General features: G+C 67.6%; 12 protein-coding genes. 3 read left to right on the top strand and 9 right to left on the bottom strand.

Going from position 1 to position 11,735, the window contains the following annotated elements; genetic code table 11:
• The first annotated feature begins 428 nt into the window (after positions 1-428).
• Complete coding sequence (locus ABZ942_RS01570) at positions 429-1,391, top strand: hypothetical protein (RefSeq protein ID WP_357377944.1); 963 nt, start codon at positions 429-431, stop codon at positions 1,389-1,391.
• Between the two features lie 605 nt (positions 1,392-1,996).
• On the opposite strand, the gene ABZ942_RS01565 is transcribed toward ABZ942_RS01570, so the two are convergent.
• Complete coding sequence (locus ABZ942_RS01565; protein WP_357377942.1) at positions 1,997-3,337, bottom strand: PQQ-binding-like beta-propeller repeat protein; 1,341 nt, start codon at positions 3,335-3,337, stop codon at positions 1,997-1,999.
• Between the two features lie 283 nt (positions 3,338-3,620).
• Between ABZ942_RS01565 and ABZ942_RS01560 the strand changes: the two genes are divergently transcribed.
• Positions 3,621-4,367: an acyltransferase gene (locus ABZ942_RS01560; protein ID WP_357377940.1), complete on the top strand. Its 747-nt coding sequence runs from the start codon at positions 3,621-3,623 to the stop codon at positions 4,365-4,367.
• A gap of 77 nt (positions 4,368-4,444) precedes the next feature.
• The gene (locus tag ABZ942_RS01555; RefSeq protein ID WP_357377938.1) at positions 4,445-4,990 is read left to right on the top strand and encodes a DUF1697 domain-containing protein; all 546 of its coding nucleotides are present in this window, start codon (positions 4,445-4,447) and stop codon (positions 4,988-4,990) included.
• A 72-nt stretch (positions 4,991-5,062) separates the two neighbouring features.
• Here ABZ942_RS01555 and ABZ942_RS01550 read toward each other — a convergent pair whose 3' ends face one another.
• The 8 genes from ABZ942_RS01550 to ABZ942_RS01515 form a co-directional block, all read right to left on the bottom strand.
• Complete coding sequence (locus tag ABZ942_RS01550) at positions 5,063-6,373, bottom strand: class I SAM-dependent methyltransferase (RefSeq protein ID WP_357377936.1); 1,311 nt, start codon at positions 6,371-6,373, stop codon at positions 5,063-5,065.
• Positions 6,373-7,350: a class I SAM-dependent methyltransferase gene (locus ABZ942_RS01545; protein ID WP_357377934.1), complete on the bottom strand. Its 978-nt coding sequence runs from the start codon at positions 7,348-7,350 to the stop codon at positions 6,373-6,375. Before ABZ942_RS01545 ends, ABZ942_RS01550 begins: the two co-directional genes overlap by 1 nt.
• A 168-nt stretch (positions 7,351-7,518) precedes the next feature.
• Positions 7,519-8,295 carry an enoyl-CoA hydratase-related protein gene (locus ABZ942_RS01540; protein ID WP_357377932.1) on the bottom strand — a complete coding sequence of 259 codons (777 nt, stop codon included), beginning with the start codon at positions 8,293-8,295 and terminating at the stop codon, positions 7,519-7,521.
• 30 nt (positions 8,296-8,325) lie between these two features.
• Positions 8,326-9,096 carry an NUDIX hydrolase gene (locus tag ABZ942_RS01535; protein ID WP_357379321.1) on the bottom strand — a complete coding sequence of 257 codons (771 nt, stop codon included), beginning with the start codon at positions 9,094-9,096 and terminating at the stop codon, positions 8,326-8,328.
• Between the two features lie 113 nt (positions 9,097-9,209).
• Positions 9,210-10,043: an ABC transporter ATP-binding protein gene (locus ABZ942_RS01530; RefSeq protein ID WP_357377930.1), complete on the bottom strand. Its 834-nt coding sequence runs from the start codon at positions 10,041-10,043 to the stop codon at positions 9,210-9,212.
• Positions 10,044-10,104: 61 nt separating this feature from the next.
• Positions 10,105-10,272 carry a hypothetical protein gene (locus ABZ942_RS01525; protein ID WP_357377928.1) on the bottom strand — a complete coding sequence of 56 codons (168 nt, stop codon included), beginning with the start codon at positions 10,270-10,272 and terminating at the stop codon, positions 10,105-10,107.
• 170 nt (positions 10,273-10,442) lie between these two features.
• A complete protein-coding gene (locus ABZ942_RS01520) occupies positions 10,443-11,249 on the bottom strand; it encodes a peptidyl-tRNA hydrolase (protein ID WP_357377926.1) in 807 nt (268 codons plus the stop codon).
• Positions 11,249-11,692, bottom strand: coding sequence for a protease inhibitor I42 family protein (locus tag ABZ942_RS01515; protein ID WP_357377924.1), 444 nt, complete (start codon positions 11,690-11,692; stop codon positions 11,249-11,251). The genes ABZ942_RS01520 and ABZ942_RS01515 overlap by 1 nt, the downstream gene beginning before the upstream one ends.
• Positions 11,693-11,735: the final 43 nt, after the last annotated feature.

Below are 11,735 nucleotides of genomic sequence, written 5' to 3'. Positions count from 1 at the left end.
AATCGCACCGCGCTGAGCCAGTCCCCATCCGGCCGGCCTCGACCGTCAGCGCAGGTGACGCGCACGTTTCAATACGCGGCGTACAAATTGTCGGCAGTTTCTATGCGCAGCAGAACAATCTGTGCGCAGCAGAACAATCTGTGCGCGGCGAACAATCTGTGCGCGGCGAACAATCTGTGCGCGGCGAACGAACAGCGGCGCGCGATCGCGCCCTCACGGCAGCCAACGTTCACGAATCGTTCCGGAGCGGATCCGTCCCGTCTAGCGGCCGACGCGCACGTTTTCCCTTAGTGCGCGCGGAATTGCTGGCTATTGTCCGCGCGCGACGCCAAAATGTGCGCGGGGCAACGTTATCCACAGGCGGGTGGTTGTGCACAGGGGGCGCTTTTCGGAGGTTGGGGGCGAGGGCGGGGGTGCACTATGTGCGGATGGAGGCCTTACCGGTACAGCGACGCGAGGCGTTGGCGAAAGGATTCAGTGACGCCGAGTTGCGGCGATTGACTGCTCGGCGCAGTTTGCGCCGGCTCCGGCCAGGCTCGTATGTGCTACCCGAGGCGTACGAGGCAATGGATCGGGAAGCGCGCTACCAGGTGCTCGTCCGGGCGACCGCAGGACATCTGTCGGCGCCGGCGGTGATCAGCCACCAGTCTTCGGCGGCGGTTCACGGTTTGCCACTGTGGGGGTTGCCGCTCGATCGAGTGCACGTGACCCGGCATCGCAGTAGCGGTGGGCACCGCGGCAAGCACCTGCACGTTCACTGTGCTCCGGTCCAAGATGAGGACGTCACCCAAGTCGGATCGCTACTCGTCCTTTCGCCGGCGCGCACAATTGCCGACATCGCACGGACGGTCGGATTGCAGGAAGCAGTTGCGATCGGCGACGCGGCCGGGCGGCAGTTCGGACTAGGTCACGAATCCTTTTGCCAAGCACTGACTTACGCTGCGGGCCGTCCTGGCTACCGCGCCGCGCTGCGCGCCATCGGACTGCTCGACGGACGCAGTGAAGGTATCGGCGAGTCCCGCAGCCGGGTCGTCCTCAGTGACCTTGACCTGCCCGAACCCGAACTTCAAACGACAATCCTCGACGACGCAGGTAGGTTCGTCGCGCGTGTCGACTTCTGCTTCGAAAGGCTGGGCATCATCGGCGAATTCGACGGCAAGGTGAAGTACAGCGAGGAACTGAACCCAGACGAAAGCCCCACAAGAACGCTCTACCGCGAAAAACTGCGCGAAGATCACCTTCGCGATCTCGGCTGGGAGGTCGTCCGCTGGACCTGGCCAGACCTGGACACCCCCACCATCCTGGACACCCGATTCCGTCGCGCTATCGCCCGCACCTCCCACCGCCCACGCCCTGTCGGCTCAACCATCCATATGCCGCGCACCAATTAGCCCGGCGCGCACGAAATCGTCGGCAATTTCTTGCGCGCCTTCCTATTTCCTGCGCGACACCGCCAACGGCAAGCCGCAACTCGCAACGCGCAACGCGCAACGCGAGCAAGCCTCCGTGCGGCCGTAGCAACCCTGCGCACCGATAGCGTCCCGCGCAGTCCAGGTACAGGGTCTCGCACTCACCGCGCGCACTTTGGCGGGCCGCGCACAAAACAGCCAGCTGATTTGTGCGCGTCACACGAAATCGTGCGCGGCGGCGCGGCGAAGCGTCCGCCGCTGGTGCCGACAAACGTCCGTTCCGCGCACTCGTTAGCGGGCTGCACACGATGTAGCTGACTGGGTCGTACGCGCCATGCGAAGTTGTGCGCAGCGTCCCTTGGCTCAGGTGTACGTCCCCCGCTGCTGCGCACTCTTTGGCTGGCTGCGTGCGAAACAGCTGACTGGGTCGTACGCGCCATGCGAAGTTGTGCGCAGCGTCCCTTGGCTCAGGTGTAGTCCCCTGCCGCTGCGCACTAGTTCGCGTCCTGCGCACAAACCGCTGGCCGTCTCGTGCGCGGCGCAACAGAACGTGCGCGGGGGGCGAGTCGGGAGTCAGCTGTCGGCGGTCAGCGCTCAGGCTTGAAGACGAACAGTTCGCCGATGCGGGTGGCGACGATGACTTCGCCCTGCGCGCCGATCGAGGTGCCGGTGGTGCTGCCTTGCGCGCCCGGCAGCACGTCGGAGTCGATGGTGGAGCCGGTCTTGGTGTCGAAAGTGATGAGGTTCAGGCCCTCGCCGATCGCCGCGGCGGTGTAGCCGGTGCCGCCCGCGGTCTGCACCGGGGTGCCGCGCAGGTCGAGGTCCTTACGCGCCCAGGCGATTTCCGGCGCGTCACCCTTGTCGCGCAGCGCGAGCAGGTAGCCCTCGTCGCCGGACGGGATGATCAGGCCGTCGCTGGACACCGAAATGCCGCCGCGCGGCGTCCATTCCAGCGGCTGCACCCATTTGGTGTGTCCGTCTGCGGCATCGACGGCGATCAAACGTTTGGTGTTGTCGCCCACGTAGACGGTCTTGCCGTCGGGCGACAGGGTCGGGCTGGTGGCGCTGCCGCCGAACAGCAGGTCGGCGCTCCACACCTGCTGGATCTTGTTGTCCGCGTAGCGGAGTGCGACGAGCGCGGCGGTCGGCTTGCCCGGCTGCCATACCGTGACGAAGAAGCGTCCGGTCGCGGTGTCGAGGGCCGAGATGTTCGCGACCGGGCACTGCGGTTCGCCGACGTGGCATTGGTCCAGGCCCTGACCAGCGTCCGGCCAGGTGAGGTTCGGGTTGTCCAGGAAGTCCGGCTGGCCGAGCAGCTGCACTGTGGAGACGACGCGCTGGCCGGTCTGCCGGGAGAGCACGTCGACCTGCCCGGATTGGGTGACCGTCAACAGGTTTCCGTCACCGGTGAACTGCGCCGAGATCGGCGCGCCCGCCACCGTGGTGCGCCACCTCGGCTGTCCGAGGTAGTTGAAGGAGATCACCGCGCCGACGTTGTCCTTGTCGTCGCCGACATAGACATTCGTCATGCCGTCCACCACCGACGGCGTCGCGATCGCGGTCGGGCCGAGCCCACTGCAGAAGCGCTTGCGCCCGGTCAGCATCTGGAAGGAGTAGAGGGTGCAGGTCGGCGTGTTCGTGGTCAGGAACATCTGCCCGTCCGGGCCGATGGTGACCGGCTCGGCGATCGGCCCGCCGATCGGACGCGACCAGCTCAACGCGATCTTCTTGGCGCCGACCACCGGGCTGCTGCCACCGTTGCGCCCGTCGTGATAGGCCGCAGGCCAGCCCTTACCGGGGCCGACCGCGATGTCGTCGACATCGGTGCCGCATCCGGCCAACGCCAGCGCACCGACCGCGGCCAGCGACGCAACTACCCGCAGCCGGGACGGTCGCCACATGGAACTAGCCAGTACGCCACTTCGCACCTGCTGCACTCCTGTCGTCGTTTCCGCTCGCACGAGACTAAAGCGTGCCGACCCACCGCTCTGGAGCGACCCGGTTCGGGTGTACGCGTGTGGATTCGGGGGCGCCGCCCGCGGCGCAGCAGTCACTGTACGGTAGGGGCCCGCGCGAGTGTACGAGTCCTGCCGTTGCGGTCCGCGCGCGTGCGCGGTCCGTGCCCGGATCGGGTCCGAGCGCGCCCGTTATGCTCTACCCGTCGCCATCGAGGTGGCGGCGGGCCGTTGGACCACGACAGGAGAGCCGTTCGTGACGAGCATGTGGGGCGCACCGTTGCGCTCGCGCTGGCGGGGATCGCGCCGCCGGGATCCGCAGCAGGCGCGCTTTCTGACCGTGGCGTCGCTGCGCTGGGTGCTCGCGAACCGGGCCTACACCCCCTGGTACCTGGTGCGTTACTACCGGCTGCTCAAGTTCCGGCTGGCCAACCCGCACATCGTGTTGCGCGGCATGGTCTTCCTCGGCAAGCGGGTGGAGGTCCACGCGACCCCCGAGCTGGGCCGGATGGAGATCGGCCGCTGGGTGCACATCGGCGACGGCAATGCCATCCGCTGCCACGAGGGTTCGCTGCGCATCGGCGACAAGGTGGTGTTCGGCAAGGACAACGTCGTCAACACCTACCTCGACATCGAGATCGGCGAGTCCACCCTGGTCGCCGACTGGTGCTACATCTGCGACTTCGACCACAAGATGGACGACATCACGCTGCCGATCAAGGATCAGGGCATCGTGAAGAGCCCCGTCCGGATCGGCCCCGACACCTGGATCGCCGCCAAGGTCACGGTGCTGCGCGAGACTCGCGTCGGCCGCGGCTGTGTGCTCGGCGCGCACGCCGTCGTCAAGGGCGAGATCCCGGATTACAGCATCGCGGTCGGCGCACCCGCCAAGGTCGTCAAGAACCGCAAGGCCGCCTGGGAGGCGAGCGCCGAGGAGCGCGCGAAATACCTTGCGGCGCTGGAAGATATCGAGCGCAAGAAGAACGGTGCCAAAACCGCCTGACCCGGCGCGCGGCTCGGGCCTGATTCGTCGATGCCAGATCACGGTATCTGTCGGGGGACTTCGGTAGGTTCCCCGATATGAATCGCTATGCCGCACTGTTGCGGGGGATCGCACCCAGCAACCCGAACATGAGCAACGAGAAGTTGCGCGGCGTGTTCGAGCAGCTCGGGTTCGAGAAGGTCGCCTCGGTGCTGGCGAGTGGCAATATCGTGTTCCAGAGCGCCGACACCGATGTCAGCGATCTCGAGGATCGAATTCAGCAGGCGCTCAACGCCGAACTCGGCATCGCCGGCGGCACCATCATTCGCAGTGACGAAGAGCTGCAGGCACTGCTGGCGTCCGATCCGTTCCCCGGCCTCACCCACGGCCGCGGCACCTATCTCATCGCCACGTTCCTCAAGGACCGCAAAAAGGTGGCCCGCAAGCTGCCCGACCAGCCCGATCCGCTGGCCCGCGTCGTCGGCTACGACAAGCCGTGCAGCGCCTACCTCGCGGTGATCGACAACAGCGAACCGGGCAAGACGCCGGACTTCATGGCCTGGCTCGAAAAGACCCACGGCAAGAACATCACCACCCGCACCTGGCTCACGGTCCAGCGCGTCGTCAAGAAAATGAACCAGTAGGGATTCCGACGACTGCCGCGCACGATTCGTTGCGGCGCGTATGAAGTTGCCGGCTATTTCGTGCGCGGGAGGTTAAACGGTGCGCGACGGCGGTACGGGGGCGACGGCGGTGCACAGGAAAACGGTGGGTGTGCGGCCTATTCGGGTGATCACCAAGGTGTAGGGGTGGGTGCCCTGGGGTTTGAGGGTGCGGCGGAGTTTGTCGGGGTCTACGTCGACGCCGCGGATCAGGATTTCCAGGGGGCCGCAGTCGTGGCGGCGGAGTTCGGCGCGGAGGGTTTTCTCGCGGTAGTCGAGGCGGTCGATGATGCGGAAGCCTCGGGTGCCCGGTGGGACGGTGGTGCCGGTGAGGTAGGCGATGCGTGGGTCCAGTTGCCAGAGGCCGTGTTTCGCGGCGTAGTGGCGGACCAGGCCGGCGCGCACGACAGCGCCGTCGGGATCGACGATCCAGTCGCCGGGTTCCCGCTCGGGGATTTCGTCGGGGTCCGCGTCGGTGAGGGTGAAAGATGTTCCGGCCGAGGACGATACGGTCGCGCGGCGGGTGATCCCGGGTTCGGTCAGGCCCGCCGACCACAGGCACGCCTCGCGGACAGCGCCGTCGAGGGAGACCACTTCGATCTCGCCGGACCAGTCGAGTCGATCGAAATCCAGTCCGGGAGCGCACTTTACGGCGAGATCGCGGCCGGGGTAAGCAGCGAGCAGGTCGGGCAGGGGTGGCTGCAGTTTCGCTGGATCGTGGGTACGCCGCCCGTCCGCCCGCCGCGCAGGATCGGCGATGACCACCGTGTCCCTGCTCACCGGCATGAGGGCATCCGCCTTGGCCAGCAACACGTTTCGCGGGCGATCCACGGATTGCGCGGCAGCCGGGCGAGACAGTCCGGCCAGCTCGGCCGCGGGCGGCGATGACAAGCTGCGTGCGCCCACCATCCGACTCGGCCCGCCCGTAAGAAGCACCCGCGCTTCGGCGAGATTGTGCGCGGCCATCGACAGCCGTACAGCGTCCAGGTCACTGCCGATCACGGAAGTGCACACCCGCGCCAGCTCGGCCAGCTCCGCGCCGATCGAGCAGGTCACGTCGTGCACGGCCCGCCCGGCCAACCGGGCGGCCCGCTGCCGGGCGACCAACGTCGGGGTCGCCTGTTGCAAGGCGTCGTCGGTGAACAACCAGTCCCCCGCATCGACGAGCTTGGCGCCCGCCTTCCGCCGCAGCCGCACCGTTTCGACGAGTGCCGCCGCCCAGCCGCCGTGCTCGCGCCGCACCCGCGCCAGATCGCGCAGGTGCGAGGCTTGGGACAGCTCCAGCCGGTCCACCTCGGTCAGCGCGGCAGTGCCCGCCGGGCTGCCGAGGAAGGCGACATCGTCTCGACTGAAGCCGTAGCCCACTACTTGGCGGACGAATCCGGCTTCACGCCGGTGATCATCGCGTTGTAGAAGAACTGACGCGGCACCACGCGGCGCATGACGTTCTCGTCCAGCCAGCTCAGCCGCAGCCACGCCTTGTACATGGCCAGCCGGTAGCCCATGGTGAGCTTCTCGTCCGGCACAGCCGCCTCGAAGGTGCGCACCGGCCAGCCCCACAGCGCGGCCGCGAATTCCTCGGTGGTCGCCTTGACGTCGACGGCACCGGCCGAGCTCGCCATCCGCTCCAGGTCGCGCGGGTCGAACGTGTGCAGGTCGACGACCGCTTCGAGCGCCGCGGCCCGCGAGGACTCGTCGAGCTCGGTCTGCGGACGACGCCACCCGGCCAGCTGCGGCAGCTTGGTGACGGTGGTGGTGGCCTTCCAGGTGGCCCGGCCGAGCCAGCGCGCGTAGAAATTGCCCGCGGTGGTCGGCTCGCCCGCGAAGACGAAGCGCCCGCCCGGCTTGAGCACGCGCAGGCATTCCTTCAGCGCGAGTTCGACATCCGGGATGTGGTGCAGCACCGCGTGCCCGCACACGAGATCGAAGGTGTCGTCCTCGTATGGGATGGTCTCGGCGTCGGCGACCCGGCCGTCCACGTCGAGGCCGAGGTTCTGCGCGTTGCGCAGCGCGACCTTCACCATGCCCGGCGACAGGTCGGTGACGGAGCCGGACTTGGCCACGCCACCCTGCATCAGGTTCAGCAGGAAAAAGCCGGTACCACAGCCGAGTTCGAGGGCCCGGTCGTACGGCAGCGGCGCCGGACCGACGGCCGCGTCGAACCGGCCGCGGGCATATTCGATGCAGCGTTCGTCATAGGAAATCGACCATTTGTCGTCGTAGGTCTCCGCTTCCCAGTCGTGATAGAGCACCTGGGCGAGCTTCGTATCCTTGCGCGCTGCTTCGACCTCTGCCTCAGTTGCATGCGGGTGAGGCGCGGGGTCGTCGGGACGTACCGTCATGGAGGCCAAGCCTACCCAAACACGCAGATCCGGCCTGCTGTCGGCCCATGATTTCCGGTCACATCTGGACCATTGGCCAGATAGGAACCTGTTCCGATCAGGTGATCTTCGACAAACCGCTGCTCAGACCGTCACAAATCGGACTTCGAAGATCGCGTTCGGGACACCTCACCGACCGACGAAAGCGGCCGATCCCGGGCCGTCGGAAAGGTAGGACTCGGCGCCGATTCGGCGGTCTTCGGTGGCGAACAAATCAGACCATTCGGTCTGTGCGCGGTCGAGGCCGTGTGGGCCCGCCTCGAAGACTGCCTTCGCGGCGGCGAGGGCGCGAGCCGGGCCGTTGGTGAACTGTCCGGCCCAGTTGAGCGCGGCGGTGTACACGTCGTCGGGTGGCACGACCTCGTCGACCAAACCCAGGGTGCGAGCTTCCTCGGCCTCGACGAAGCGGCCGGTGTAGACGAGGTCCTTGGCGGGTCCCGGTCCGATCAGCAGGGACAGCCGCCGGATCCCGGCGAGCGGGATGAGCCCGGCCTTGATCTGCGGCAGGCCGAGTTTGACGTTGTCGCCGATGATGCGCCGATCCGCGCCGAGCGCGAGCTCGAGGCCGGCGCCGAGGCAGTAGCCGCTGATCGCCGCGACGGTCGGCTGCGGCAGCCGAGCGAGGCAGCCGAGGTCGCGCTGCAGATCGGCGGCCAGCGCGCGCGCCTGGTCTTCGCCGAGTCCGGCCAGCTCGGTCAGATCGTCGCCCGCCGAGAAGACGCGCTCGTCACCGTAGAGCATGACCGCGGCTACCGACGGGTCCGCGGCGACCGTGTCGGCCGCTTCGGCCAGCTCCCGCGCCAGCTGCGCGTTCACCAGGTTCATCGGCGGGCGGGCGATCCGGAGGACGGCGACGCGGCGCGCGGTATCACCCTCGAGCAGATCCAGGGTCACGAATTCGGCCATGGGACGCCACGCTACCGGCCGTCCGGTGGCTCACTTGCGGACGGATCCCTTGAGCCTGCTCGCATCCGGGAGACCGGCGAAGTAGCGCCGGCTGTCCGGGAACGTCAGCACCCGCTGCCCGGTGGCAGCGTCCAATATCGGCATGATCGGCTCGATCGTCGGCTCGGCGGCGAAAATCTCGGCGGTGGAACCGAATTCACCGAGCGCGTCCAGTTGCGACCAGGTGGGCGGCAGCAGGATGTCGGTGCCTGCCCGCCAGCGGTCCAGCGCCTCGGCCGGTGTCCGCCACTGCACCTCGGCCGCCTCGGAGGTGGCGCCATCGGCCAGCTGCCCCGCCGGGAGCACTGCGACGAAGAACCTGGTGTCATAGCGGCGCGGCTCGACCACCGGGGTGATCCAATTCGCCCACGGCCGAAGCAGATCCGCGCGCAGCACCAGCTTCTCCGCGGCAAGGAAACCGGCCAGCGATAGCTCGCGACGTTCCAGTTTGCCGCGCGCCTCGCGATAGCCGGTGGTATCGGAGACCACGCTGTCCGCGGTCGGACCGGCAAGCAGCACACCACATTCCTCGAACGTCTCGCGCACGGCGGCACAGACGAGCGCCTTGGCGCGCGGTTCGGTGGTAGCGAAACGTTCAGCCCACCAAGCGGGTTCGGGCCCGGTCCAGTCGATCTCGGCGGTGCCGTCGGAGGGATCGACACCGCCGCCGGGGAACACCGTCATCCCGGCCGCGAAGGCCATCGCGCCGACCCTGCGCTGCAGGAAGATCTCGGGTCCCGCAGCGCCGTCGCGCACCAGCATCACCGTCGACGCGTCTTTGGGCGACGGGACCGGCTGAGAGTCAGCCTGCGCGTTTATCTCACTCACTCCTGCACACTAACGCGCGCTCGGTGAGCGCCGTCACGGGCAGCGGGTCAGCGAGTGCGGTGCTTGCCGGCGCGGCGGGAGCGGCGGGCGAAGTAGCGGCCGTCCACGCGGTCCAGCGCGATGGATTGACGGAAGGCGTCGCTCAGGTTTTCGGAGGTCAGGACGTCGGTGAGTAGACCCTGGGAGATGACTTCGCCTTCGTTGAGTAACAGTCCATGCGTGAAGCCGGGCGGAATCTCCTCGACATGATGGGTGACCAGGACGATGGCGGGCGAATCCGGGTCCGCGGCAAGATCACCGAGCCGCTCCACCAGTTCCTCACGGCCGCCGAGGTCCAGCCCCGCGGCCGGTTCGTCGAGCAGCAACAGCTCCGGATCGGTCATCAGCGCGCGGGCGATCATCACCCGTTTGCGCTCACCCTCCGACAGCGTGCCGTAGGTGCGGTCCGAAAGATGTTCCGCGCCCAGGCTTTCCAGCATGTCGACGGCACGGTCGGTGTCGACATCGTCGTACCGTTCACGCCAGCGGCCGAGCACCGCGTACCCCGCCGACACCACCAGATCGCTGACCTTCTCGTCTTTCGGCACCCGACCGGCCACCGCGGCGGAGGACAAGCCGATCCGCGGCCGCAGCTCGCTGACGTCGACCTTGCCGAGCACCTCGCCGAGCAGATGGGCGATGCCCGAGGTCGGGTGCATCTCGGCGGCGGCCATGCGGAGCAGGGAGGTCTTGCCCGCGCCGTTGGGGCCGAGCACGACCCAGCGTTCGTCGAGCTCGACCTGCCAGGTCACCGGACCGACGAGCGTGTGGCCCGAGCGGCGAACAGTGACGTCGGTGAAATCGATGAGCAGATCGGGATCCGGTTGCGGCACGCGGTCCATCTTGGCGCACCCGCCCGGCTACTCGCCAACGCGGGCGGGTCTGAAAAGCGTGTCGCTCGAGTCAGCGGCGGCGGCTCAACACAAAGAGATCACGAAGGCGCTGGTCGTCGGGCTGGTTCGAATGGTGATGGTCCCCATCGTCCGACTTGTGTAGCAGCCGGGCCACGATGAGAGCCAAGGGAACCGACAGGAGCACCCACAGTGCGAGAATCACCAGCAGCGTCGTCATAGCTGGTCCTTCCTTCGGTCGGCAAGGCCGCGATGCCTGCGCCGATGCATCGAGCGTCCGCCTAGGAGCTCGGTCGGGGTAGGGCACAACGTCCTCGGGTGAAGTTGCTCAGAGTGATACCCCAATTCGACCCGCGCAACGCACATTCATACGCGGGCACTCTGTGACGGTTACGAGGATCGCGCGGGCACCGCGATCACCGTCATCGAGCCGGGCGCCACCTCGGTGAACCCGGCGTCGCGCACAGCAACCGCCGTGCCACGCGCGACCTCATCGGCCAACGCCTTCCATTGTCGCGCATCGGCTTCCCTTATGGAGCAACGGAATTGCTGCTCGGCCCAGCACAAGGCCTGTGCCGCGGTCAACGCGCCCGCCAGCAACATGCTGGCGTGACCCACCTGCGCGGCGGCCTTGCCGAGGGTCATGCCCAGTTCCGCATCGATCCACAGCACCGGCAGTTCGGGATCGGGCGGCCCTGGATCGTCGTGCTCGAGGTCGGTGCCACCGATCTGCAAACGTTTGATCCGCGGGTCGATCGCACCAACCGGCCCCGGCACGAACGCGCGTGCCTGCGCGCCGTCGACCTCGACCGTGACACCGTCGACCTCGTTCGCCGCGAGCCACTGGGCACCACGGGCGCGCCGCGCCACCTTGCGGATGCGTGAACGCTTCCAGGCCAGGTAGCGATCCGCCCACTCGCCGCCCGGCCCGACCCGTTCGTCCAGGCACAGCGCCACCGATGCGGTCGCCGCGGCGGCGAGCAGCGCACTGCGCGGCGGCGGATCCAGCTTGGGCAGGTGCAGCACGATCTGCATGGCTTGCACCATGGCCGGATCGTCAGGGTCACCCGCGCCGCCGTAGCCCTGCGCGAGTTCCGCGTGCCGGACGCGGAAACCCTCCGCATCGAATTCCACCGGCGGCACCGGGTTTTCCAGCGCGTCCCGGACTCCGGCACCACATTCCGGGATGCTCGACATCACTCCACCTTGATCGTCAATGAATACGTTTGCGCGGGTTCGACACCCTGCTCCCACGGCCGCAGATAATCCATCGAGAGCTTGGTGATCCCCGCGGCCTTACCGACGAAGGTCCATACCGAGCCGCCACCGGAGCCGGGCGCGACGGGCACGTTCGGATCCGGCTTGAAACCCGGATCGCCCTGCGCCTGAAGCAAATTCGCGTCCAGCTCGGTGATCTGCCACATGTATCCGGTGGACGGATTCGCGGGCAACGTCACCACCAGGGACTGGCCGACGGCGACCCGGCGTTCCTGCCCGTTGTCACCCTCGCCGGCCGTCACCGGCGCAGGCCCCTGGGTGGAGGTCGGCACGGCCGAGGAGGTCGCGTCCGAGGACGAATCGTTCTTGCCGCACCCGACAACAGCCAATCCGAGCAGCAGCACAAGCAGAGATTTCCGCAACGCACCCTCCGATTTCGCCTGACGATCCTGGTCGGCGCCAGCT

The sequence above is a fragment of the Nocardia sp. NPDC046473 genome, assembly GCF_040645995.1.
Lineage (GTDB): Bacteria > Actinomycetota > Actinomycetes > Mycobacteriales > Mycobacteriaceae > Nocardia.
Note: the sequence above shows the minus strand (reverse complement) of the source record. Positions and strands in the feature narration are given on the sequence as shown.

What these genes read in the sequence shown, in the direction of transcription:
- ABZ942_RS01540 (WP_357377932.1), bottom strand. Translation starts at nt 8,295, where the DNA reads ATGGCCGAATTCGTGACCCTGGATCTGCTCGAGGGTGATACCGCGCGC.
- ABZ942_RS01525 (WP_357377928.1), bottom strand. Translation starts at nt 10,272, where the DNA reads ATGACGACGCTGCTGGTGATTCTCGCACTGTGGGTGCTCCTGTCGGTT.
- ABZ942_RS01570 (WP_357377944.1), top strand. Translation starts at nt 429, where the DNA reads ATGGAGGCCTTACCGGTACAGCGACGCGAGGCGTTGGCGAAAGGATTC.
- ABZ942_RS01545 (WP_357377934.1), bottom strand. Translation starts at nt 7,350, where the DNA reads ATGACGGTACGTCCCGACGACCCCGCGCCTCACCCGCATGCAACTGAG.
- ABZ942_RS01535 (WP_357379321.1), bottom strand. Translation starts at nt 9,096, where the DNA reads ATGCTGGTGCGCGACGGCGCTGCGGGACCCGAGATCTTCCTGCAGCGC.
- ABZ942_RS01530 (WP_357377930.1), bottom strand. Translation starts at nt 10,043, where the DNA reads ATGGACCGCGTGCCGCAACCGGATCCCGATCTGCTCATCGATTTCACC.
- ABZ942_RS01520 (WP_357377926.1), bottom strand. Translation starts at nt 11,249, where the DNA reads ATGTCGAGCATCCCGGAATGTGGTGCCGGAGTCCGGGACGCGCTGGAA.
- ABZ942_RS01555 (WP_357377938.1), top strand. Translation starts at nt 4,445, where the DNA reads ATGAATCGCTATGCCGCACTGTTGCGGGGGATCGCACCCAGCAACCCG.